Here is a 22025-nt window from a genome sequence, read left to right as displayed (position 1 = left end):
GGCCGCTTCCCATCGACATCCCTCAGCATGCCCCGCGCGGACGAGGCGGGGCCGGCCACCGGTCTGCCCTCGCCGATCGGGGGGCGGCGTCAGCCATGCCCCACCGTGCCGAAGCGAAGCCCCTTCTCCTTGAGCCAACGCCGGTAGACCACGGAAGACTTGTCGGCCCGCGTCGGGATCTCGTGGCGGGGCTCCAGCGGCAGCCGCAAGGGGCGCTGGTTCTCCACGATGATGCGGTCCTGCAGGAAGATCACCTGCTCGAATGCCAGCAGCGCCGTGTGGGTCGAGGCGGTATCGACGAGATACATCACCGGCTGGGCCCGGCAGAGATCCTCCTCCATCGGCTGGATGAACAGCGCGATGGCGTCGAGGCGGTCCGGGGCGCTCGGGCAGACCCGGTAGAGCATCACCACGAAGGGCGAGGGCACCCGGTAGGTCAGGCGGACGAAATCGCCCGTCGTCTCGGTCGCGGCGATGCGGGGCTGGAAGAAGCTGCAATTGGTCGCCCAGACCTCGTCCACGTCGCGGCGGATCTCGGAGGCGTAGGCCGGCACCTCCGTGTGCGGCTCGCTGCCGAGGATGTCGGTGTGGACGAAGGGGAAATGGGCCATGTCGAGAAAGTTCTCGACCACGCGCGGGCCGGAGGTGCGCATCTTCACCCAGCCGCAGGGAACGAAACGGCGGTCCGCCTCCTCGGCCTCGGCGATGGCGACCACGTCGCGGCTGGGATGGCCGAGAGTGGTCCAGAGGCAGCCGTAGCGCTCGCGCACCGGCAGGGGCGGACCGAACCCGTCCGGCCAGCGCTCGCGCACCCGCGGCGTGCCGTCCCGCAGGCGGTCGCAGACGATGTCCTGGCCGAGGAGGCGCGTGGTGCGCGGGGCCTCCGTCACCGCCGTCGCGGTCTCGACGGCGTACCATTCGTCCAGGGCGACCCGGTCGTCGGTCTTCATCGGGCCGCCTCCCTCACTGGCCGGGGCCGGTCCACTGGACGCTGCCCGTCTCGTTCTCGGCGAGCCACGCCGCCCGGCGCGCGAACAAGCCCGGCGCGAGGCTGCGGACATGGTCGATCAGGCCGCGCAGATCGGCGGTGCGGAGGCGGCCGTCCTCGACCACCACGACGCCGTCGACCATGGTCAGGTCGACATCCGAGCCCCGGACCGCGTGGACGAGGTTGTGCTGGAGGTTGAACCAGGGCCCGTCGCCGAAGAGCGGCGTCATCCGCGGCGTGTCGGTGCGCACCGCGATCAGGTCGGCGCGCTTGCCCGGTTCGAGGGAGCCGATCTCGTGGTCGAGCCCCAGCGCCCTGGCGCCGAGGATCGTTCCCATGCGCAGGGCCTGCCAGGAATCGAGGGCCGCCGCGTCGAGGGTCTTGAGCTTGCCGAGCAGCGAGGCGGTCTTCATCTCCTCGAACAGGTCGAGATTGTTGTTCTCCTTCTCGCCGTCGGTGCCGAGGCCGACCGCGACACCGGCCTTCAGCATCGCCTCGACCGGGGCGATGCCGCTCGCGAGCTTCATGTTGCTCACCGGGTTGTGCGCCACCGCCACGCCGCGGGCGGCGATCAGGTCGATCTCGGCCGCGTCGAGCCAGACCGCGTGGGCGATGAGCGCGTGCGGCGTCTCGAAGAAGCCGAGCCTGTCGAGGGCGACCATCGCCCGGCAGCCGTAGCGCCGCTCGAACTCCGCGACCTCGACCTCGGCCTCGCTGCAATGGGTGTGGAACCCGGTGCGATGGCGCTTGGCCATCTCGATGGCGCGGCGCTGCCCGGCCTCGTCGGCGTAGAACAGGTGTTCCAGCCCAACCCAGACCTGGATGCGCCCGTTGGCGGCGCCGTGCCGGCTCTCGATCAGCGCCTCGTTGTCGTCGAGGCGGTCGAAATAATCGTAATCGGGGTGCTCGCCGACATAGGGCACGCAGACGAGGCGGTTGCCGAGGGTCTCGGCGGCGCGCACGCTGCCCTCCATGAAGCGCCACATGTCGAGCATCGTCGTGCTGCCGGAGAGCAGGCCCTCGGCGTAGCAGAGCCAGGAGGCGGCCTCCGCCTCCTCGGGACGCAGCAGGCGGTGCATCGGGTTGATGTGCAGGCGCAGCCAGTCCCAGACCGGAAGGTGCTCGGCGGTGCCGCGCAGGAAGCCGGAATGCATGTGCGCGTTGACGAAGCCCGGCATCAGGATCCGGTCGGGCAGGCGCAGAACCGCCGCCTGCGGGTTCGCGGCGACGAGGGCCGCGCGGGGGCCGACCGCCCCGATCCGGCTGCCCTGGATCAGCACCGCGCCGTCCGTGAGGACGCGGTTCTGCGGGTCCATCGTCAGGACGAGATCGGCGGCGAGGATACGGTCTGCGCTCATGTCGGCCTCATCCTGCGGCATCACGGACAAAGGCCGCGGCGCGCTCTGCGATCATCACCACCGCCGCCTGCGTGTTACCGGTCGGGATCGTCGGCATCACCGAGGCGTCGGCGATGCGCAGGCCGGCCACGCCATGCAGGTTCAGGGCCGGATCGACCACCGCCGCGGGCCCTGTGCCCATCGCGCAGGTGCCACAGGTGTGGAAGAAGGTGGAGCAGGCCCGCGCCAGGAAGGCCTCGGCCTCCGCGGGACGCAGGCGCCGGGCCGGCGTCAGCGGTACGGCGCCGAGATCGCGGAACGCCGCCGTCTCGGCGAGGGCGAGGATCGTGTCGATGGCGCCGGCCAGCGCCGCGCGGTCGGCGGGCTCGGTCAGGAAATTCGGCCGCAGCGTCACCGCGCCGTCCGGCTCGGCGCTCTCCAGGCGCAGGCTGCCGATGCCGGTCGAGCCCATCAGCCCGGGGGAGACGGCGAAGACCGGGCCGGACAGATCGGCGGTGGCGGCGATCTCGGGGCCGGCATGGGACCCCTGCACCACGAAGGCGTGGAGGTCCGGCGCGCGCAGGCCCGCCCGGCTGCGCCAGTTGAGCTGCGCCCCGCCGCCGTTGTCGCGCACCGGCCCGAGGGGGGCGCGGGCGGAAAAATTGATGCCCATCAGCAGGGGATGGTCCTGGAGGTTGCGCCCGATGCCGGGGAGGGCGTGGCGGGTCGCGATCCCGAGCCGGGCGAGGTCGGCCGGGTCGCCGATGCCGGAGCGCATCAGCAGCGCGGGCGTGCCGATGGCACCGAGGGCCAGCACCACCTCGTGCCGGGCCCGCACCTCGCGGATGCCGCCGTCGAGGCCGAGGCGCAGGCCGGTGCAGGCAGTCCCCGCGAGCAGCAGGCCGAGGGCCGTCGCCCCGGTGAGGACGGTCAGGTTCGGGTCTCCGGCGAGCGGCCGGACATAGCCGTCGACCACGCTCCAGCGCCGGGCGCCGCGCTTGTTGAGGTTGGCCAGGGCCGCCCCGGCATTGTCCGGCCCGTTGGCATCGGCGAGAATCGGCATGCCGAGTTCGGTCGCCCCCGCGAGCAGGGCGGCCGCGACGGGGTGGGGATCGGCCGAGGTCTCGATCCGCAGCGGTCCGCCCGCCCCGCGCAAGGGGGTCTCGCCCCCTTCCCAATCCTCCGCCCGCTTGAAGTACGGGAGCACCGCGGCGAAGTCCCAGCCCGTCGCCCCGGCGGCGGCCCAACCGTCGTAATCGGAGGGGTGGCCCCGGTTCCACAGCATGGCATTGATGCTGCTCGATCCGCCGAGGACACGCCCGCGCGGGATCGCGATGGCGCGGTCCGCCACCGCGGGGGAGGGCGCGTAGGCGTAGCCCCAGTCGCAGGGGCCGCCGAGGAGCCCGACCCAGGCCCCGGCATCGGCGATGGCGGGCTCGGCGGTGTCCGGCGGCCCGGCCTCCACCAGCAGCACGGACAGCCCCGCTTGCGCGAGCCGGCCGGCGACGACGCAGCCGCCGGTCCCCGCCCCGGCCACGATCACGTCGTAGGCGGTCTCCAGAGTGTCGGCGGCGTCGCACAGCATCTCAGTTGTGCTCGCTCGGGCCCATGATGGTGACGCCCTCGCTCGCCTCGACATGGCGCACGAAGATGTACTTGTCCTCGCGCCCGTCGCTGTGCTTGCGCCGGATGCCGGGCTCGACGGTGCCCGCCACCTTGGCGACGACGAGGTAGGGCGCCTGCGCGGCGAGCCCCTCGGCGCAGTGCCGCTCGAACCCGTCGAGGTCGTGCACCGTGTAGGCGTGCTCCAGGCCGGCGCCGCGGGCGATCGCCGCGAGGTCGACGCGGCCCCGCGCCGTGTGGGTCGGCGGCCCGCCGATCGACTGGTAGCACTGGTTGTCCCAGACGACGACGAACAGGTTTTCCGGCCGCTCGTTGCCGAGGGTGGCGAGGATCCCGAGGTTGAAGAGCAGGCCCCCGTCGGTGTCGAGCGAGACGATGCGGCGGTGCGGCAACCCGGCGGCGAGGCCGAAGGCCTGGGGCGTGACGCAGCCGAGCTGCTGCTGGAACAGGCTGGCGGCGCGCATATGCGGCGCCGCGTTGTACCATTCGTCGACGCTGCCCCCGAGGGACAGGATCACCAATTCGTCTCGCAGGCGCGCCGCGAGGCGCTGCATGCAGGCGTAGCGCGTCATCGGCCGGCCGGAGGTTTCGGGTTCGACGCTCATCGCACGATGCTCCCGCCCAGCGCCACCGCCGCGTGGTAGTAGGAGGCGTAGGCCGAGGCGTAGGCGTCCGCGATGGCGTTCTCGATGGCGGCTTCCTCGCGGACCACCCGATAGGGGATACGCAGGGCCTGCAACACCGGCTCCATGGTGATGCCGTGCGGGATCGCCCACCAGTTGTTCTCGCCGAGATCGCCCCGGTAGCTCATCAGCATCACCACCGGGATGCCGGCGCCGAGCCCCATCCGGGCGAGGGGCTCGACCGAGGCGCGCAGGCCCGAATTCTCCATCACCAGCACGGCGCGCTTGCCGGACAGGAAGACGCCGCCGCAGATCGCCGCGCCCTCGCCCTCGTTGGTGACCGGGATGGTGCGCAGGTCCGGATCGGCGTCGAGGGCCGGGTAGAGTTCCTTGAACAGGGAATCCGGCAGGTAGCAGACGATCGAGACGCCGGCCCGCTTCAGGCCGCGGATCACGGCATCGACGGCTTCGGGCGTCATGGGGTTTCGAGCTCCATCATGAGCCGCAGCTTCGGCGGACGGGGATGTCCTGAATAGCCGCCGTTTTTCGTCCGGCATGATGCGCTGTACGCAACATCGGAATCGTCATGACGAATCCGGTCGATCCCTTCGGGATGGCGGATTCGGACATCGCTCAGGGCGCGCGGGCTGGCCGATACGGAACCGGCTCCGATCCAAGCGGATGCCGTATCAGCCCCGGGCCAGCCCCTCGACGGCGCGGGCCAGCATCGCCGCGAGGGCCGCGCCGGCCTCCGAGAGGCGGTCGCGGTTGCGCGCCACCAGCACGAGCCGGCGCGGGCGCAGCTTCGGATCGACCAGGGGCACGAAGACGAGCCGCCCCTGAGCGATCTCGGTCTCGACGCCGAGCCGGGCCTGGAGCGAGATCCCGGCGCCGGCGCTCGCGAGCGCCACCATCGTGCCGATGGAGTTAGTGGTGACGCGCCGCCCGACATGGGCCGAGGCGTCGGCCAGGGCCTCCTCGATCGCCGCGCCGAGGGTCAGGCTGGTATCCGAGAGGATGACCGCCTCCTGCGCCAGATCGAACATCCGCAGGGTCTCGCGGCCCGCGAGCGGGTGCTCCGGGCTCATCAGCGCCCCCACCGGGACGGAGGCCGCCGCGAGGCGCTGCGCCCCCCGCGGCGGGCGCAGGTCGAAGCCGAGGGCGATCTCGCACTCGCCGTCCGCGATCGCCGACGCGGCCTCGGCCGAACGCACCACCTGGACATCGACCGCGATGCCGGGATGCCGCTCCCAGAACGCGCCCATCACCGCCGGGAACAGGCCGCGGGCGACGCTCTCCACCAGGGCGACGGGGACGGTGCCGCGGTGCAGGCCCTGCAATTCGCCGACCTCGGTGCAGGCCCGGCTCAGCTCGCCCAGGCTCAACCGCGCCCGGTAGAGCAGGAGTTCGCCCGCGCTGGTGAGGCGCAGGCGCTGCTTGGCGCGCTCGAACAACTTGGTGCCGAGATCCTGCTCGAGCTGGACGATCACCCGGCTGATCGAGGAGGGCGCGAGGTTGAGCGCGCGGGCGACCTGGCGGATCGACCCCGCGCGGGCGACGAGCTGGAAGTAGTGCAGCCGCGTCGAGACGAGGCCGAGGCGGTGCGGGTCCACGGGGCTGGTCCGGCCGTCAGTGATAATCCGGAATGCCCGGCATGGTGCGGAAGCCGGGCAAGCCGCGGACACGGCGGCTCCACCGGCGCAGGCCGGGATAGGCCTCGTGGTCGATGCCGAAATCCCGGCTGAGGGCGAAGGCGGGAAACAGGGCGAGATCGGCGATCGTCGGTCCCGTCCCGGCGAACCAGTCCAGGCCCGAGAATCCGCGCAGGGTGATGTGGTCCTCCATCACCCGGAAGGCCGCCCGCGCCCGGCCCTCCAGAGCCGGCCCGTCTCCCGGCAGGTCGAACAGGGCGGCGCGGCGCGCCAGGGTGGCGGCGTGCAGCTCCCGCGTCGCGAAGGCCAGCCACATCAGGGTCTCGCCGAAGGCAACCGGCTCCTGCGGCAGCCACGTGCCGGCGGAATCGTAACGGCGCGCGAGATAGGCGAGGATCGCCTCCGCCTCCCGCAGCACCGTGTCGCCGTCGACGAGGATCGGCAGCGTGCCGAGGGGATTCAGATCGATCAGCGGCGGGCGCGTCTGCTCGGCCCCCGGCACCATGTCGACGCCGACGGTCTCGCAGGCGAGGCCGAGTGCCCCGAGGGCGAGACGGACCTTGTAGCCGTTCTCGTCGAGTTCGTAGTCGTAGAGGCGCAGGCTCACGGCGCGGCTCCCTCGATGCTCCGGCGCAGGGTGACGCAGGCGGCGGCCAGCCGGCCGAGATCGGCCTCCGGCGCCTCCGGCGTGTCCGGGACCACGATGTGCGCGGCGCTGGCCTCCCCGGCGAGGGGCTGCACCGCCACGAGAACCGGCGAACCCGCGAGATCGAAGCGCACGAGCCCGTCGGGCCCGGCCTCGCCGAGGGCGGCGGCGAGGCGCGCGGCCGGGGCTTCGAGATAGAGGCTGCGCAGGGGCGAGGCCGCGACGGGCGCGGGCTCCGCCTCCTCGGCCGGAGCGCCCCAGCGGACCCAGATCAACCCGGCCCGCTCGCGGCACGGATAGGTGCGCGTGCGGATCATCGGGCTGACCTCGAGATCCGGATGGGCCGGGATGAAGCGGCACTGGCCGGCCGTGTCGTAGCGCCAGCCGTGATAGAGGCAGGCGATGTGATCGCCGCGCACGAAGCCGAAGCTCAGGCGCATGCCGCGATGCGGACAGCGATCCTCCCAGACATGCACCGCGCCCCCGGCGTCGCGCCAAACCACGAGTTCGTGGCCGAACAGGCGCGTGCCCGCCGAGGTCGAGGGCTCGATATCGGCGCCCAGCGCGACCGCGTACCAGCCTTCCGGCTCATCCATCGTCCTGCTCCCGCTCCAAGCTGCGTTACAAGCTGCCGATCCCGGCCGGGCCCGCGTCGCGGCGCTCGACCTCGTGAACCAGGCAATCCATCGGGCCGAGGCTGCAGGCCATCTCGAAGGCGTCGACGAAATCGCGCTGACCGGCGACGGCGACGACCATCCGGTCCGGCGCCGCCTCGCCCCAGGCCGCGTCCAGGGCGAGAAGGCGCGCCCGGTCCTCCGCGAAGGCCCGGAAGCTCGCGGGCCGGAAGCGGCCGGTGAAGGTCATGACGGTCGCGTTGCGCAGGGCCGAGCCCTCCCGGTTCACGATTGCCTTGTTTCGCGCCACAGCGATGACCTGCTCATTGCTTCATCGGAGAGGCCGCGCAAGTCCGTGCAATGCATCGATTGTGCCGCGGGAAGCTGTTGCTTCAGCCGCATCGGCGCGGTCGAATCTTCGCGGCTATGCGGGACAGATCGGTCTGGCCACGCTTCTCCGGCGCGGCTCGGTGCGGCCCCGATCAGGGTAGGGCGATCGAGGCATGGTTCTTGCCGCTGCGCTGGCACGGACGTCCTCGCGGAGGGGCTTCGGCCATCGTGGCCGCCCCCGTGCGGCGATCCGCCATGAAGCTGGAGCCATGACCGATCTCGTTCTGCCGAGCCGCCGCCATCTCCTCGGCCTTGGAGCCGCGGCCGGCGCCGGCCTGATCCTGCCCTCCAGCCTGCGCCCGGCCCTGGCGCAGGCGCCGCTGCCGGCGATCGCCGAGAGGGATGCGGTGATCGCCTTCGGGCATGTCGGCCCGGTGACCGACGAGGGCTGGACCTGGAGTCACGACCAGGGAATGAAGGCGGTTCAGGCCGCCTTCCCGCAGGCCAAGACCCTGTTCGTCGAGTCGATTCCCTATTCCGCCGACGCCTCGCGCACCTTCCGGCAATTCGTCTCGAACGGCGCGAACCTCGTCTTCGCCACCTCGAACTACGGCGACTTCTTCTACGATGTCGCCAAGCGCGCCAAGAAGGTCGGCTTCCTCGAATGCGACGGCCGCACCACGGGGGACAATCTCGGCTGGTACTACTTCGCGCACTGGTACCCGACCTACGTGCTCGGCGTCGCCGCCGGCCTGATGAGCAAGACGGGCAAGCTCGGCTACGTCGCCTCGTTCCCGGTGCCGTCGTGCTTCTCCTCGACCAATGCCTTCCTGATGGGCGCCCGCACGGTGAAGCCGGAGGCGACGGTGCAGGTCATCTCGATCAATTCCTGGTTCGATCCGCAGGCCGCGACCCAGGCGGGCGTCGCGCTGGCCAACAACGGCTGCGACTTCCTGTTCGGCATCATGGACGAGGCCGGTTACCTCCAGGTGGCGCAGCAGCGCGGCCTCAAGGCGGCGATGTGGAACACCGACATGCGCCGCTTCGGCCCCGACGCCTATGTCAGCTCGATCGTGGTCGATTCGCGCAAATTCTACGTCGATCAGGTCGGCAAGCGCCTCGCCGGCACCTGGACGCCGGGCACCACCCTCCTGCCGATGGGCGGCGGCGTCGACCGCGACGCCTGGGGCCAATCCGTGCCCGAGGCGGTCGCCCGTCAGGCCGACGCCGTGCGCGACAAGATCCTCGGCGGCTTCTCGCCGTTCGTCGGCGAGATCAAGGACAACAAGGGCAAGGTCCGGGTCGCGGCCGGCAAGACCATGAGCGACACCGATCTCTACAACTGGGATTGGTCGATTGAGGGCGTGACGGGCCTCGGCGCCTGATGGGGGTGCCGCGCGCGCTTCCCCCCGGTACGGCCGCCGAGGCGGCGCCCGGCTACCCGCCCGGCACCCCTGCACTCGTCGAGCTGCAGGGCATCACCAAGGCGTTTCCGGGCGTGCTCGCCAACGATGCGGTCGATCTCACGGTGATGCCGGGGGAGATCCACGCGCTGCTCGGCGAGAACGGGGCCGGCAAGTCGACCCTGATGAACATCCTCACCGGCATCTACCAGCCCGATGCCGGCACCATCATCCTCGACGGCTATGCCCGGCCCCTGCCGTCGCCGCAGGCAGCGATCGCCGCCGGAATCGGCATGGTGCACCAGCATTTCAAGCTGGTGCCGGCCTTCACGGTGGCCGAGAACATCCATCTGGGCTGGTCGCAGACGCCCCGGCACGCCTCGGCCTCGGCGCTCGAGGCGCGCACGCGGGCGCTCGCCGAGCGCTTCAACCTCGCGGTGCGGCCGGAGGCGGTCGTCGGCGACCTCTCGGCCGGCGAGCAGCAGCGGGTCGAGATCCTCCGGGTGCTGGCGCGCGACGCCCGCCTCCTGATCCTCGACGAGCCGACCGCCGTGCTTACCCCCGCCGAGGCGCGGGAGCTGTTCTCGGCCCTGCGGACCTTCCGCGCCTCCGGCAACGCCGTGATCTTCATCAGCCACAAGCTCGACGAGGTCGTCGCCATCGCCGACCGGATCAGCGTGCTGCGCGGCGGCCGCAAGGTCGCGACGCGCTCCGCCGCCGGCGCCGACGAGCGCAGCCTCGCCGCCCTGATGGTCGGCCACGACATCACCCTGCGCCGGACGCGGCGGCGCGCCCCCGGCACGCCGGTCTCGGCGGCGCCGGTGCTGGAACTCGACCGCGTCTCGGCGCGCGACGATCGCGGCCTGCCCGCTTTGCGCGAGGTCACGCTCGCCCTGCATGGTGGCGAGATCCTGGGCATCGCCGGCGTCGCCGGCAACGGGCAGCGGGAGCTGAGTCAGGTCGTCACGGGCATGCGCCCGGTCGCGCAGGGCACGGTGCGGATCGACGGCAGGCCGGTCGCCCGCCCGGATGCGGCCGCCTTCGCGGCGGCCGGCATCGGCCATATCCCGGAGGATCGCCTGCGCAGCGGCCTCGCCCCGGATCTCAGCGTCACCGACAACGCGGTGCTGCGCGACTATGCCGGGCCGCGCATCGGACGGGGCGGCCTGTTCCGGCCCTGGGAAGCGGCGCGCCTCGCCCGGACCCTCGCCGCCGACGCGGCGGTCGCGGTGCCGGATTTCGGGATGCCCATCCGCAACCTGTCGGGGGGCAACCAGCAGCGCCTCGTCGCCCGCCGCGAGATCCGCGTCGCCGGGCGGGTGCTGGTCGCCGCCTATCCGAGCCGCGGGCTCGATGTCGGGGCGATCGACACCCTGCTCTCCTACCTCGCGGAACTGCGCGACCAGGGCCGGGCGGTGCTGCTCTTCTCCGAGGAGCTGGAGGAGATCCTCACCCTCGCCGACCGGGTGGCGGTGCTGTTCGCCGGACGGATCATGGGGGTGATGCCCGCCGCCGAGGCGGATGTGGAGACCCTGGGATTGATGATGGGCGGAAGGGACGGGCGCGCATGAGCTGGCGGCTCCAGAGGGTTCCGACCGTTCCGGCCGGGGCCGCCCTGATCGGGCGCATCGGCGCCATCGTGCTGGCGCTCGCCTGCGTCGCGGCGGTCCTGGCCCTCGCCGGCAGCGCCCCCGCACGCCTCGGCGCCGAGGTGATCGGCTCCGCCTTCGGATCCGTCGCGGGCCTGGAGGATCTCGGGCTGCTCGTCACGCCGCTGATCCTCACGGGGATCGCCGTGGCGCTGACCCAGCGCATCGGCCTGTGGAATATCGGGGGCGAAGGCCAGTTCAATGCCGGCGCCCTCGCGGCGACCGCGGTCGGCCTGAATCTCGGCGGCGACGAAGTCTGGATGCTGCCGCTGATGGCGCTCGCGGGCGCGGCCGGCGGCGCCGCCTGGATCCTGGTGCCGACCCTCGCCCGGGCGCTCGCGGGGGTGAGCGAGCTCATCACCACGCTGCTGCTGAACTTCGTCGCGGCCCTGCTCGTCGCCTGGCTCTGCACCGGCGCCTGGCGCGACCCGTCGGGCCAGGCGCTGGCGACCACCGCCCGCATTCCCACCGAGCTGCCGCCCCTCGGCGACACCCTGCACTGGGGCTTCCCCGCCTCGGTCGCGGTGGCGATCCTCGCGGCCGGGCTGCTCGCCTATACGCGCTTCGGCTACGAGGTGCGGATCGCGGGCGCCAATCCCGGCGCGGCGCTCTATGCCGGCATTCCCGTCCGGGCCCGCATCGTCGCCGTGATGCTGCTCTCGGGCGCCGTCGCGGGCCTGGCCGGCATGATCGAGCTGACCGGCACCGTGCACCGGCTGCAGGGCGGCATCTCGAACAATTACGGCTATCTCGGCATCATGGTCGCGGTGCTCGCCCGCGGCTCCTGCCTCGGCGTGATCGCGGGCGCGGTGCTGATGGCCGCCCTGCTCAATGCCGGCATCGTGCTGCAGACGCAGGGCGTGACCACCAGCACGGTGCTCGCCATCACCGGCCTGATCCTGCTGTTCACCGCGATCGGGGACGAACTCGTGCATTACCGGCCGGTGCGCCGGACCGGCACCGTGGGCTGAGGGAGATCCGCGTGGAACTCATCACCGGCATCCTGTCCACGGCACTCCTGGCCGGCGGCGTCCTCGCCCTCGCGGCCCTCGGCGAGGTGCTCGCCGAGCGCGTCGGCGTGGTCAATCTCGGGGTCGAGGGGCTGATGTCCCTCGGCGCGCTCACCGGCATCGCCACGGTCGCCGCGGCGCCGAGCCCGGTCCTCGGCTTCGCCGCGGCCCTCGGCGTCGGCTTCGCCTTCGGCTGCGTCTTCGCCGCCGCCACCGTCCTGCTGCGGGCCAATCAGGTGCTGTGCGGCCTCGCCCTGACACTTCTCGGCTCCGGGCTCGCGGCGACGCTGGGCCGCTCCTATGCCGGCGCCCCGGCCGCCGCCTCCTTCCCCCGGGTCGTGGTGCCGGGCCTCAGCGAGATCCCGGTGCTCGGCCCGGCGCTGTTCTCGCAGAACCTGCTGATCTACGCGATCTACATCGCCCTGCCGGTCGGGCTGCATCTGCTGCTGTTCAAGACGCGGCACGGGCTGAACCTGCGCGCGGTCGGGGAGAACCCGGCCGCGGCCGACGCGGCGGGCATCCCGGTCACGGCAATCCGCTTCTGGTACGTCGCGCTCGGGTCGAGCCTCGCCGGCGGCGCCGGAGCCTATCTGACGCTCGCCTTCGTCCCGTCCTGGTCGGAGGGCGTGGTGGCCGGGCGCGGCTGGATCGCCGTGGCCCTCGTCATCTTCGCGGGGTTCCGGCCGCTCACGGCGGTGGCGGCCGCGCTGCTCTTCGGCGTCGTCACGGCGCTCGGCTTCGTCGGCCAGGCCCGGGGCTGGCCGGTGGCGCCCGCGATCCTGTCGATGCTGCCCTATCTCGGCACCGTGGCCTTCATCATCCTGCCGGTGGTGGCGTGGCGGCGCCTGCGCGGCTGGTTCGCGGCCCCGGCCGCCCTCGGCCTGCCCTATCACCGCGACGTGCGATGAGCGGCGCTGCGGCCCGGCAAGTTCGACATCCGGTCATTCTCCCCCTTCCGAGATCCTTCACATGCCGATCCCGTCCGCGCGTGAGACGACGCGCCATCTCCTGAGGAACTGCGCCGCCGTCGTGACCGACGACGGCAGCGGGCCCACCCTCCTGCGCGACGTCGACATCCTGATCGAAGGCCCGGCGATCGCGGCGATCGGCAAAAGACTCCTCGAGGGCCTCGGCGAGGGGCCGCAGGGCGAGGGCCTCGCGGTCACGCCTGCGGACGGGTGGTTCGTCTATCCGGGTCTCGTGAACACGCACCACCACTTCTTCCAGTGCTTCGTGCGCAACCGCGCCGAACTCGATTGGACTAAGCTGTCGGTGCTCGAATGGCTCGACCGGATCTATCCCGTCTTCGCACGGCTGACCGAGGAGTGCTTCTACCACGCCTCGGTCACGGCGATGGCGGAGCTGATCAAGCATGGCTGTACCACGGCGCTCGACCACCAATACTGCTTCCCGCGCCATGCCGGGACGCGGCTGATCGACCGGCAGTTCGAGGCGGCGGAGCTGCTGGGCCTGCGCTTCCATGCCGGCCGCGGCGGCAACACCCTGCCGAAGTCGGAGGGCTCGACCATCCCCGACGCGATGCTGGAGACCACGGACGGCTTCATCGGCGACTGCGCGCGGCTCATCGATGCCTATCACGACGCCCGGCCCTTCGGCATGCGCCGGGTCGTGGTCGCCCCCTGCCAGCCGGTGAACTGCTACCGCGAGACCTTCGTGGAATCCGTCGCCCTGGCGCGGGATCGCGGCGTGTCGATGCATACCCATGTCGGCGAGGGCGAGAGCGCGGTGATCCAGGCGCGCCACGGGATGCGCACGGTCGATTACTGCGCGGAACTCGGCTTTGCCGGGCCGGACGCCTTCTACGCCCATTGCTGGGAACTGACCCATGACGAGCTGCGCACCCTCGCGCGCAGCGGTACCGGCGTCGCCCATTGCCCGGAGCCGGTCTATCTGGTGGGCGCCGAAGTCACCGATATCCCGGCCATGGCCGCCTTCGGCGTCAAGGTCGGGCTCGGCTGCGACGGCGCCGCCTCGAACGACAATTCCAACCTGATGCACTGCCTGCACTCGGCCTACATGCTGCAGTGCCTCGTGGCTGGGCAGCGAGCCCATCCCGTGCCGCCGGCTGCGGATTTCCTGGCCTATGCCACCACCGGCGGCGCCCAGCTCCTCGGCCGCACCGATATCGGCCGGCTCGCCCCCGGCATGGCGGCCGATCTCTTCGCCATCGACACCCGCCGGATGGATTATGTCGGCACGCGTCACGACCCCCTGGGGCTGATCCCGCGGGTCGGCATCGGCACCCCCGTCGACCTGACCATGATCAACGGCCGCGTCGTCTGGCGGAAGGGCGAACTGGTCGGCCTCGACGAAGGCCGGCTTTTTGCACAGGCCGAAGCGGCCTGGGCCGCCGCCGATCTCGGCATCGCCTGACGCGACGCCCGGCGACGAGGGAGGCGGATGAGGATGGAGACGCCGATGACGCTCGAACCCGCGATCCGTGACGATTGGTACGTTGTCGGCGCCCTGGGCGATGCCGCCGGAACGGGGTTCCGCACCCGCCTTCTCGGGACCGACATCGCGGTCGCGCCGGGGCAGGACGGCACGGCGCCGACGGTGCACGCGGCGGACGGGCGGGCGCTGCCCGTGCGCGGTCTCTACGGCTGTCTCTGGACGAGCCTCGGAGAACCCGGTCGCGAGCCGCCGGCGATTCCCGAAACCGAGGAGCCGGACCGGCGCCACGTCCTGTGCGGGACGGTGCAGGTGCGGGCCTCGGGCCTGCGCATCGTCGAGAACTTCCTCGACATGGCCCATTTCCCCTTCGTGCACACGGACATTCTCGGCGCCGAGCCGCACACGGAGGTTCTGCACTACACCACGGAGATCCGCCGCGACGTGGACGAGGTCTGGGCGACGAACTGCCAGTTCTTCCAGCCCCAGGCGGCGCTCTCGGCCACCACCGGGATCATGACCCAGTACCAGTACCGGATCGCCACCCCGCACGTGACCATGCTGTACAAGACCTGCCCCGGCGCGGCGAACCGCTGGGACGTGATCTGCCTGTTCGTCCAGCCCCTCGATCCCGACCGCTGCCGGGTGCATCCGGTGATGTTCCTGATCGACGACGTCTCCCGCCTCACCGACCTCGTGGCGTTCCAGCAGTTGATCTTCCTGCAGGACCGCATCATCCTCGAGAACCAGCGGCCGATTCTGCTGCCGCTCGAACCCCGCGCCGAGATCCCGACCCGCGCCGACTCGTCCTCCGTGGCCTACCGGCGCTGGCTCAAGGAAAAGGGCGTCCGCTACGGCACCACGGTTCGGTCCTCGCCCGTGCCGGCCTGAACCGAGTGCCTTCCCCAGCGCTCGCCCACGGCGCCGTTAGGCCGGCGCGAAGCCGAGCCCCCGCAGCGCCTCGGCGGTGTCGGGGCCCGTCAGCAGCGCGAGGAAGGTGGCGAGGGCGGGCCTCTGCCCGAGGGCATCCGCGTCGTAGGCGAAGTCGTAATGCTCCTCGGTGAGGGGGAGGAAGCCGAGGCCGTAGGCCCGCGCGACGCTGGCGATCGCCACGCCCCAATCGGCCCGGCCCTGCGCCACCGCCGCCGCGACGGCATTGTGCGAGCGGGGCTGGTTCCAGAAACCGGCCGGCCGGGCACCGTCGAGGAGACCGTCGACGAGAAGCCGCGTGCCGGAGCCGGCATTGCGGTTGACCATCACGGCCTGGGCGTCGGAGAGCGCCGCGGCCACGGCCTCCGCCGCCGTCCGGCCCTCGAAGCGCGGGTCTCCGGCCCGGAACACGACGCCCTGCAGGCGCCGCCAGCCCGGAGCCAGCGCCATGCCCGCGTCGAGGAAGGGCGCGTTGTAGCGGCCGGTCTCGGGGTCGAGCAGGTGCAGGGCGGCCAGGTCGCATTCCCGCCGTCGGAGCGCGGCGAGCCCTCCGGCCGAGCCGACCCAGACCGTGCGGGCCCGGAAGCCCCGCTCCGCCAGCAGCCCGACCACGCGGTCGAGCCCGACGCAGTGGCTGCCGATGACGGTCAGATCGGGCGGGCGCAGACCGGCGCCGAGGCGCACCACCGAAACGGTCTCGCCCGCCTCCAGCCCCGGCCGCGCGGCGGGCACCGCGAAGAAGCCGTCGGCCTGGCTGAAGGCCGTGACCGAGCCCGAGCCCTTCGGCAGCGGCAGGGCGACCGGCCCGTGCGCCCCGCGCGCGAGCGAGGCCATCACGAATTCGGTCCGGCCGAGTTCGGAGGGGAGACGCTGCGGCAGGGTCGCGCTCACCGCCTGCTCGTCCCGGGGCGGCAGGCCGGCCAGGGCCCGCACCAGCGGCACCACGAATTCGTGGAAGGTGAACATCGCCGAGGTGGGAAAGCCCGGCAGCACCACGATGGGGGTGCCGTCGGCGACGGCGAGGCAGAGCGGCTTGCCGGGCTTGAGGGCCACGCCATGCACGAGGATGCCGGGCTCGCCGAGCCGGGAGAGGATGCGGTGCGACACATCCCCGGCGCCCTTCGAGGTGCCGCCCGAGAGCACGACCAGATCGTGCGCCGGCAGCGCGCGCCGCAGGGCCGCCTCCAGGGCCGCCTCGTCGTCCGGCAGGATCCCGAGGGCGGCGGGCTCGCCGCCGTTCTCGGCGACGGAGGCCGCGATGATCGCGCCGTTGGAATCGTAGATCGCGCCCGGCCGCAGCCGCTGTCCCGGCGCGACGAGTTCGTCGCCGGTGGACAGGACGGCGACGCGCGGGCGGCGCACCACCGCCACCTCGGCGAGGCCGCAGGCCGCCAGCATGCCGATCTCCCGGGCGGTGATCGGCATCCCCTTGCGCAGCACGGTCTCCCCGAGCGCCATGTCGGCGCCGGCATAGCCCACGAACTGTCCGGGCCGGACCGGCGCCGCGACCGCGATGCCGAGCGTCTCCTCGTCGAACTCGGTCTGCTCGACCATCACCACCGCGTCGGCGCCGCGGGGGATCACGCCGCCGGTGGCGATGGGCGTCGCCGTGCCGGGATCGACGGCGCGCGCCGGGGCGACGCCGCAGGCCAGGATCTCGCGGTTGAGGGTCAGCCGGCGCGGGCTGGCGGGACCCGCCCCCTCGGTATCGGCGGCGCGGAGCGCGAAGCCGTCCACCAGCGCCCGGTCGAAGGGCGGCACGTCGATGGGGGAGGCGACATCGCGGGCGAGGACCCGGCCCAGCGCCTGCGCCAGGGGCACGGTCTCCTCCGGCAGGGCCGTGTGCGGCACCGCCGCCCGGAAGGCGGCGAGCGCCGCCTCGTGGCTCATGACGGTGAGAAACTGCTCCTGCCGCGCCGCCGCGGCGAGGCGCCGCGCGAAGGCAGGGTCCCGATCCGGATTCACAGAAGAACGACCTCGACTGGCGAGCCCTCTGCATAGCCCTCGCTCTCGGGAGGCACCAGCACGGCACCGTCGGCCTCGACGAGACGCCGCAGCGGCAAACCGGCGCCGCCGAGGGGCTCGATGCCCTCCGCCCGGCGGCGCACGAACACGATCTCGGTCAGGCCGATCGCCGAGACGATCTTGCGCAGGAGGGGAGCGGGCCGGCTCGGCGGCTCGCGGGCTCCGGAGAGGGCGGCGAGCAGCGGGTGGCCCAGGGCGAGGAAGGCCGCGAGCGCGGCCTCGGGCCGGCCGGGCAGCAGCAGCACCGGCCGCCCGCCGGCCGCGCCGAGGCCGGCGGTCTCCCCGGGCCGCAGGGCAACCCCGTGCACCGTGACGGCGCCCGCCCGCTCCAGAGCGGCGGCGCTGCGATCCGTGCGGCCGAAGCCGGTGCCGCCGACGACGAACACCGCGTCGGCCTCGCCGCCGAGGAGGGCCGCGGCGATGGCGGCCTCCTCGTCGGGCACCGCCACCGCCTCGGCGGTCCCGCCCCGCGCCGCGATCAGGGCGGAGAGCGTCGCCGTCAGGGTCTCCGCTCCGTCGAGTCCGGTCGCGACGAGGCGCAGGCGTGGGATGCGCACCCTCAGGCCGTCATGGCCGGCGGCGCCGAGCGCCAGGAGAGGGAGCGGCCCGATCCGCTCCCCCGCCGCGATCAGGACATCGCCGGCCGCGACATCCTCTCCCGCCGCGCGGATGCCGTCCCAGGCGCCGGCCTCGGCCACGGCGCTGCGCCCCTCCAGCCCCTCCGCCGGGAGCACCGCATCCGTTCCGGCGGGCAGGGCCGCGCCGGCCTCGATCCAGGGCGGGGCGCGGAGCAGGAGCACCGGCGCGTAAGCCGAGGCGCCGGCGATCGCGGCCGCTTCGACGGCGTAGCCGTCGCGCAGGGCCGAGGGCGCGTCCGGGACGGCCTGCGCGGCCCGCACGCTCTCCGCCGCGATCCGGCCGCGCGCCGCCGGGAGGGGGAGGGTGCGGGGGGCGACCGGGCTGACGGCGCCGCGCAGGAGGTCGAGCGTTTCGGAGAGCGGCCGCAGCGCCGCGAAAGGGGACCGCATCATCCGCGCCCCTGCGGGCCGGCCGCCGCGAAACCGCGCGCGATGGGAGCGATCCGTTCCATGGCATCGAGCGATGCGCCATCGCCGGGCGGGGATCAACCGGATTTGTCCCAAGCCCGCGCGGCGCCTGAGCGACGGCGACATCCGCCATCCCCGAGGAATCGTCCGGATGTCGCATGAGACATCGCCACGCATCCGCGCGCCGAGCCGTTCGCAGACAGGGCGCGCATACCTCGGCTAAGGTCCGCCCAGCCCGCCGACGCATCGGCCGGCGCGGGTCGGCGTGAGCAGGAGCGGAGCCACGATGCGGATACGCCTTCCCCTCGTCGGGCTCCCCCTCGTTGGGCCTGCCCTTGTCGGGCTGATCGCGGCGCTCGCCCTCGGCAGCCCGGCTCGCGCACAGATGCGCGGCCATGGCGGGCCGGTGCGGGCGCTCGCCGTGACCCAGGACGGGCGGCTCGCGATTTCCGGCGGCTTCGATCAGGCGGCGATCGTCTGGGGGCTCGACACGGGCACGGCCTTGTCCGTGCTGCGCTTCCACGAGGGGGCGGTGAACGCCGTGGCGGTCCTGCCGGACGGGCGCTTCGCCAGCGCCTCCGAGGACGGGCGGATCGCCCTGTGGCGCCTGGGCGGGGCGGAACCGGAGCGGGTTCTCGACAGCCATTCCGGCCCGGTCGCCGGGCTGGCGGTGGCGCCGGACGGCACCGCGCTCGCCTCCGCCGCCTGGGACGGGACCGCCCGGATCTGGCCCCTGACGGGGGGCGCGGCGCGCATCCTCACCGGTCACAAGGGCAACGTGAACGCGGTCGCCTTCCTGCCCGACGGGCGCCCGGTCACGGCGGGGGCGGATGCCACGGTGCGGATCTGGCCCCGCGACGGCGATGCCGCCGTCACCGTCACCGTGCCGAGCGCGGTCAGCGCGCTCGCAGTCACGCGGGACGGGGAGATCGCCGCCGCCGGGGCGGATGCGACCGTCCGCTTCCTCAGCCCCGAAGGAGCGATCCGGGGGGCGCTCGAACTCGGCTCCGCTCCGGTGATCGCCCTGGCCGCCGCGCCGGACGGGGCGCGGCTCGCCGCCGCGACCGCCGGCGGCACCGTCGCCGTGATCGAACGGGCCGCGCCGCGCGTCCTGTTCAGCCTGGTCGGCCCCGGCCTGCCGGTCTGGTCGGTGGCGTGGCGCGCAGACGCACGGGGAGAGGTGAACGAACTCGTCACCGGTGGGGGCGACCGGCTCGTGCGTCGCTGGAACGCCGCCACCGGTGCGCCGATCGGCCCCCTCGCCATGCCCCGGCCGGCGGATGCGCTCGCCGCCTTCGCCGGGGATCGCGGCGCCGAGGTGTTCGGGGCCTGCGTGGCGTGCCACAGCCTGAACCCGAACGAGGGCCCCCGGGCCGGCCCGACCCTGGCCGGCCTGTTCGGGCGGCGCATCGCCACCGTGCCGGATTACCGCTACTCGGACGCGCTCAAGCGCATGGACATCGTCTGGACGCCGGAGACGGTGGCGCGCCTCTTCGAGGTCGGCCCCGCCCGCTACACGCCGGGCACCCGGATGCCCGAGCAGACGATCAACCGCGCCGAGGACCGCGAGGCGCTGGTGCGCTTCCTGGAGAAGGCGACGGCGACGCCCTGACGGCGCGCTCCCGTCCGGGTCTCATACCAGAGCCGTTTGATTCCTTCGGGATGTCGTCATCGCTCACGTGCCGCGCGGACTGGCTGAGGCGGTTCCCGCTTCGATCAAGCGGGCCCCGTCTCACTCGGTCTCAACCGGAGACGGGGCCGCCGGCCGCCCGCTCGCGCAGGTAATCCTCCGTCGTGCGCGGCTTGGCGCGGTCGGGGGCGGCGTGCGGGTCGAAGCCCTGGTTCAACGCCGCCTCGACGCGGCAATCGTCGCACATCATCAGGGACCGGATGCGCTCCTCGCCCGCCGGGCCAGAGAACATCCAGTGCCGCTCGCGCAGCTTGCCGATGACCCGCTCGATGGTCGAGCGGGTGCCGAAGGGCTTGGCGCAGCTGATGCAGGCGAAGGGCTCCTCCTCCTTCACCACGCGGCGGGGCGCCTCCCAGGCGGCGAAGTCGATCCGGGGTTTGAGGTCGATCACGTCTTCCGGGCAGGTCGCCGCGCACAGCCCGCACTGCACGCACAGGCTCTCCTCGAAGGCCAGCAGCGGCCGCTCGGCGCTGTCGGAAAGGGCATGGGTCGGGCAGGCCCCGACGCAGGAGAGGCAGAGCGTGCAATCCTCGACCCGGAACTCGAGCCCGCCGAAGGGCGCGCCCGCCGCGAGCGGCACGCTGGCGACCGGCGCGGGGGCGGCATGGTGCATCTCCCGGAAGGCGAGGCGCAGCATCTCGCGCTTCGGCCCGTCCGGCACGAAGCCGGCGGGCGCCGCCGCCGTCCGGCCGGGGGTGACGGTCCGCAGGGCGGCGGCGAGGGCGTCCGGATCGTCCGCCTCGACGATCGAGACGGCGGGGACCGCCTCCGGGCCGTAGCCGAGCGCCCGGGCGAGGGTGTCGCCGAGGGCGACGGCGCGGTGCAGGCTGTCGAGGTCGTGCTTCGGCCGCGCCCGCACCAGCATCCGCAAAGCGGCGGCGCCGTAGGCGAACAGGGCGGCCAGCGCCTCGGGCCCGAGCTGCGTCACCTCGTTGAGGCGCACCGGCAGGACATTGGCCGGCAGTCCCTCCCCGTAGCGTCCGAGGGCATCGATCAGCGGCTCGCCGTGCTCGCCGTCGTGGAACAGGATCACCGCCTGCGTGCCGCCCGCCGCCCGGTAGGCGCGCATCAGGCTGCGCAGGCGGCGCATCAGCGCGTCGGCGGGGGGCAGGGCATAGGCCGCCGCCCCGGTCGGGCAGACGGAGGCGCAGCTGCCGCAGCCGGCGCAGACGTAAGGGTCGATCGCCACGCTGTCGCCGGCCGGGGCGATGGCGCCGGTGGGGCAGACCGACAGGCAGCGGGTGCAGCCGGTGATGCGCGAGCGCGAATGGGCGCAGAGCGCCTCGTCGAAAGCGATGAAGCGCGTCTTGTCGAACTCGCCGACGAGGTGGGAGGCGGCCATCACCGCCCGCTCGACCGCCGCCGGATCCCGCGGATCGGCGCGCAGGTAGCCGCTGCGCAGTTCGTGGGCGGGGAAGAGCGGCGTACCGCCGGTCAGGTCGAGGACGAGATCGCAGGTCGAGGTCGCGCCGTCGCGGGAGGGGCCGAAGACGAGATGCGTGCGCGAGGAGGGCGCGGGGAGGGCGTAGTCGTCGATCCGCAATTCGAAGGCGCCGAGATGCCCCCGCGCCCCGCGCACCGTGCCCCGGATCACCGGAAACTCGTTGCGGTGGAGCGGCGCGACCTCGCCGGGACGCGACAGCAGGACGGTGACGTCGAGATGCTCCGCCAGACGCCGCCCGGCCGCGATGGCGGTCTCGTCGCGCCCGTAGATCAGGGCGACGCCCCGGCTCTCCAGCGGCACCGTGCCGGCGACCGGCACGGGCTCGGCGGCGGCGGCGAGCAGCGCCGCCATCTTCGGCCCGGCCTGCGCGGCTTCGGACGACCAGCCGGCCGTCTCGCGGATCTTGGCGTAGGCGACGCGCTCCTCGGCGCCCAGCTCCGCCGCGACCTCGTCGAAGAGCGGCGCCTGCAGCGTGCAGGAGACGGTGACCGGCCGGCCCTCGGCCAGGGCGGCGCGGAACCGGTCCAGCTCGCGGCCGCAGAGCTGGTCGGCCAGGCTGAGCGTCCCGCCGCAGCCCTTGCCGATGGCCGCCGCGTCGAGCGG

19 protein-coding genes are annotated in these 22025 nt (G+C 73.1%); 7 read left to right on the top strand and 12 right to left on the bottom strand.

Annotation, left to right across the window (positions count from 1 at the left end):
• Nucleotides 1-89: 89 nt before the first annotated feature.
• The 9 genes from MZTS_RS00525 to MZTS_RS00485 form a co-directional block, all read right to left on the bottom strand.
• The gene (locus MZTS_RS00525) at nucleotides 90-950 is read right to left on the bottom strand and encodes an aromatic ring-hydroxylating oxygenase subunit alpha (protein ID WP_192280309.1); all 861 of its coding nucleotides are present in this window, start codon (nucleotides 948-950) and stop codon (nucleotides 90-92) included.
• Between the two features lie 13 nt (nucleotides 951-963).
• Nucleotides 964-2346 carry an amidohydrolase family protein gene (locus tag MZTS_RS00520; RefSeq protein ID WP_192280308.1) on the bottom strand — a complete coding sequence of 461 codons (1383 nt, stop codon included), beginning with the start codon at nucleotides 2344-2346 and terminating at the stop codon, nucleotides 964-966.
• 7 nt (nucleotides 2347-2353) lie between these two features.
• Nucleotides 2354-3910, bottom strand: coding sequence for a GMC family oxidoreductase (locus MZTS_RS00515; protein ID WP_192280306.1), 1557 nt, complete (start codon nucleotides 3908-3910; stop codon nucleotides 2354-2356).
• A gap of 1 nt (nucleotide 3911) precedes the next feature.
• The gene (locus tag MZTS_RS00510; protein WP_009865065.1) at nucleotides 3912-4553 is read right to left on the bottom strand and encodes a thiamine pyrophosphate-dependent enzyme; all 642 of its coding nucleotides are present in this window, start codon (nucleotides 4551-4553) and stop codon (nucleotides 3912-3914) included.
• Nucleotides 4550-5050: a thiamine pyrophosphate-binding protein gene (locus tag MZTS_RS00505; protein ID WP_192280305.1), complete on the bottom strand. Its 501-nt coding sequence runs from the start codon at nucleotides 5048-5050 to the stop codon at nucleotides 4550-4552. The genes MZTS_RS00510 and MZTS_RS00505 overlap by 4 nt, the downstream gene beginning before the upstream one ends.
• A 210-nt stretch (nucleotides 5051-5260) precedes the next feature.
• A complete protein-coding gene (locus MZTS_RS00500; protein WP_192280304.1) occupies nucleotides 5261-6184 on the bottom strand; it encodes a LysR substrate-binding domain-containing protein in 924 nt (307 codons plus the stop codon).
• Nucleotides 6185-6200: 16 nt separating this feature from the next.
• Nucleotides 6201-6830 carry a glutathione S-transferase N-terminal domain-containing protein gene (locus tag MZTS_RS00495; RefSeq protein ID WP_192280303.1) on the bottom strand — a complete coding sequence of 210 codons (630 nt, stop codon included), beginning with the start codon at nucleotides 6828-6830 and terminating at the stop codon, nucleotides 6201-6203.
• A complete protein-coding gene (locus MZTS_RS00490; RefSeq protein ID WP_192280302.1) occupies nucleotides 6827-7465 on the bottom strand; it encodes a Rieske (2Fe-2S) protein in 639 nt (212 codons plus the stop codon). The genes MZTS_RS00495 and MZTS_RS00490 overlap by 4 nt, the downstream gene beginning before the upstream one ends.
• 25 nt (nucleotides 7466-7490) lie before the next feature.
• Nucleotides 7491-7793 carry an acylphosphatase gene (locus MZTS_RS00485; protein WP_343068678.1) on the bottom strand — a complete coding sequence of 101 codons (303 nt, stop codon included), beginning with the start codon at nucleotides 7791-7793 and terminating at the stop codon, nucleotides 7491-7493.
• Nucleotides 7794-8082: 289 nt separating this feature from the next.
• Between MZTS_RS00485 and MZTS_RS00480 the strand changes: the two genes are divergently transcribed.
• The 6 genes from MZTS_RS00480 (at nucleotide 8083) to MZTS_RS00455 (ending at nucleotide 15178) form a co-directional block, all read left to right on the top strand.
• On the top strand, nucleotides 8083-9198 hold the full coding sequence (locus MZTS_RS00480) for a BMP family ABC transporter substrate-binding protein (RefSeq protein WP_192280301.1): 1116 nt from the start codon (nucleotides 8083-8085) through the stop codon (nucleotides 9196-9198).
• The gene (locus MZTS_RS00475) at nucleotides 9198-10787 is read left to right on the top strand and encodes an ABC transporter ATP-binding protein (RefSeq protein WP_192280300.1); all 1590 of its coding nucleotides are present in this window, start codon (nucleotides 9198-9200) and stop codon (nucleotides 10785-10787) included. Before MZTS_RS00480 ends, MZTS_RS00475 begins: the two co-directional genes overlap by 1 nt.
• A complete protein-coding gene (locus tag MZTS_RS00470) occupies nucleotides 10784-11836 on the top strand; it encodes an ABC transporter permease (protein WP_192280299.1) in 1053 nt (350 codons plus the stop codon). Before MZTS_RS00475 ends, MZTS_RS00470 begins: the two co-directional genes overlap by 4 nt.
• Before the next feature lie 11 nt (nucleotides 11837-11847).
• Nucleotides 11848-12783 carry an ABC transporter permease subunit gene (locus MZTS_RS00465; protein WP_009866920.1) on the top strand — a complete coding sequence of 312 codons (936 nt, stop codon included), beginning with the start codon at nucleotides 11848-11850 and terminating at the stop codon, nucleotides 12781-12783.
• Nucleotides 12784-12844: 61 nt separating this feature from the next.
• Nucleotides 12845-14269 carry an amidohydrolase gene (locus MZTS_RS00460; protein ID WP_009866919.1) on the top strand — a complete coding sequence of 475 codons (1425 nt, stop codon included), beginning with the start codon at nucleotides 12845-12847 and terminating at the stop codon, nucleotides 14267-14269.
• Between the two features lie 45 nt (nucleotides 14270-14314).
• Complete coding sequence (locus MZTS_RS00455; RefSeq protein WP_192280298.1) at nucleotides 14315-15178, top strand: aromatic ring-hydroxylating oxygenase subunit alpha; 864 nt, start codon at nucleotides 14315-14317, stop codon at nucleotides 15176-15178.
• 36 nt (nucleotides 15179-15214) lie between these two features.
• Here MZTS_RS00455 and MZTS_RS00450 read toward each other — a convergent pair whose 3' ends face one another.
• Nucleotides 15215-17182, bottom strand: a complete 1968-nt coding sequence (locus tag MZTS_RS00450; protein ID WP_192280297.1) for a molybdopterin biosynthesis protein — start codon at nucleotides 17180-17182, stop codon at nucleotides 15215-15217.
• Entirely contained in the window at nucleotides 17179-18270 is a 1092-nt protein-coding gene (locus tag MZTS_RS00445; protein ID WP_192280356.1) for a molybdopterin-binding protein, read from the bottom strand. Before MZTS_RS00445 ends, MZTS_RS00450 begins: the two co-directional genes overlap by 4 nt.
• A 304-nt stretch (nucleotides 18271-18574) precedes the next feature.
• On the opposite strand from MZTS_RS00445, the gene MZTS_RS00440 reads away from it, so the two are divergent.
• Nucleotides 18575-19900, top strand: coding sequence for a c-type cytochrome (locus MZTS_RS00440; protein WP_192280296.1), 1326 nt, complete (start codon nucleotides 18575-18577; stop codon nucleotides 19898-19900).
• A 130-nt stretch (nucleotides 19901-20030) separates the two neighbouring features.
• Here MZTS_RS00440 and MZTS_RS00435 read toward each other — a convergent pair.
• The coding region (locus MZTS_RS00435) for a 4Fe-4S binding protein (RefSeq protein WP_192280294.1) at nucleotides 20031-22025 on the bottom strand (1995 nt) is incomplete at its 5' end.

The sequence above is a fragment of the Methylorubrum zatmanii genome, assembly GCF_014845115.1.
Classification (GTDB): domain Bacteria; phylum Pseudomonadota; class Alphaproteobacteria; order Rhizobiales; family Beijerinckiaceae; genus Methylobacterium; species Methylobacterium zatmanii.
Note: the sequence above shows the minus strand (reverse complement) of the source record. Positions and strands in the feature narration are given on the sequence as shown.